At 51.2% G+C, this 1,000-nt stretch carries 1 protein-coding gene; it reads left to right on the top strand.

The window, feature by feature from the left end; genetic code table 11:
- Window positions 1-309 precede the first annotated feature (309 nt).
- The coding region (locus A3754_RS04925; RefSeq protein ID WP_156496805.1) for a YafY family protein at window positions 310-1,000 on the top strand (691 nt) is incomplete at its 3' end.

The following is a 1,000-nucleotide window of genomic DNA, read 5'->3' as shown; positions in this document are numbered from 1 at the left end:
CATCTTTCTCGTTGCGTTTTTGAATTTTGCTGACGACGGTTTGTTGATCACCGATATAGCCGCCATCGGCGTGATAGCAGTCTCTGTCTACGCAGAGTAGAAGGTGTGCGGGTTTCTCCTCCCCTGCACAGGCGGTTAGCAGGGTGGCTGATGCAAACAGAGTGAGAAGGTATTTCATGGCATTCTCCTTTTTGATTTATCGACTTGGCATGAGTGCCAGAGAGTTAAAGGTTAGAAGTGTTGCGCGACACTAGGTGTCGCAGGGTTGCTGAGACTGGGTAATAAGAATGAGAAAGGGGATAGAAACGTATGGCCGCTGACGCTGCTGTCGATAACAAGTCATTTCGCTTGCTGGCATTGCTGCATGCGCTTCCGGTAGCGCCAAGAAGGATGGAAGCCAAAGAACTTCAGCAGGTGCTACAAAGCGAGGGGTATGTGTGTGATAAGCGCACTGTCGAAAGGGATTTAAACCTACTGCTGGAATCGCAGTTCGGTTACTTGATTGAGTGTGACGATAGAGCTCGTCCTTATGGCTGGAGCATCTGCTCGGATCAATATTTGTCCATCCCCGCCATGGACGAGAAAATGGCGGCGACCTGGTTTCTGGTTGAGCGCTATTTACAACCGTTGATGCCTCGTGATGCCTTGCAGAAGCTCGCTCCTATATTTGATGCGGTGGACGCTTGGTTCAAAAAGCACAAGCCGACAGGAGGGCGTAGCTGGAAAGACAAGGTTGCCTATGTGCCTCGGGGCTTCTCCTTGCAGCAAGCATCGGTTCCTGCAGGGATTGTGGATGCTGTCTATGGCGCGCTTTATCGCAACCGGCAGATGGATATCTGGTACAAGGACAGGAAAAGCCCCAAACGCGTTCACCCTTTGGCTTTAGTGGATCGAGGCGCTGTTCGTTATTTGATCGCCCGTTTCGAGGGTTATGATAACTATCGTCACCTTGCTCTCCACCGTTTGAGTCGGGTCGAAATTTTGGATGACCCGGTGCAGG

The organism is Alcanivorax sp. HI0083, assembly GCF_001635175.1.
This window is presented reverse-complemented; position numbering and strand designations above follow the sequence as displayed.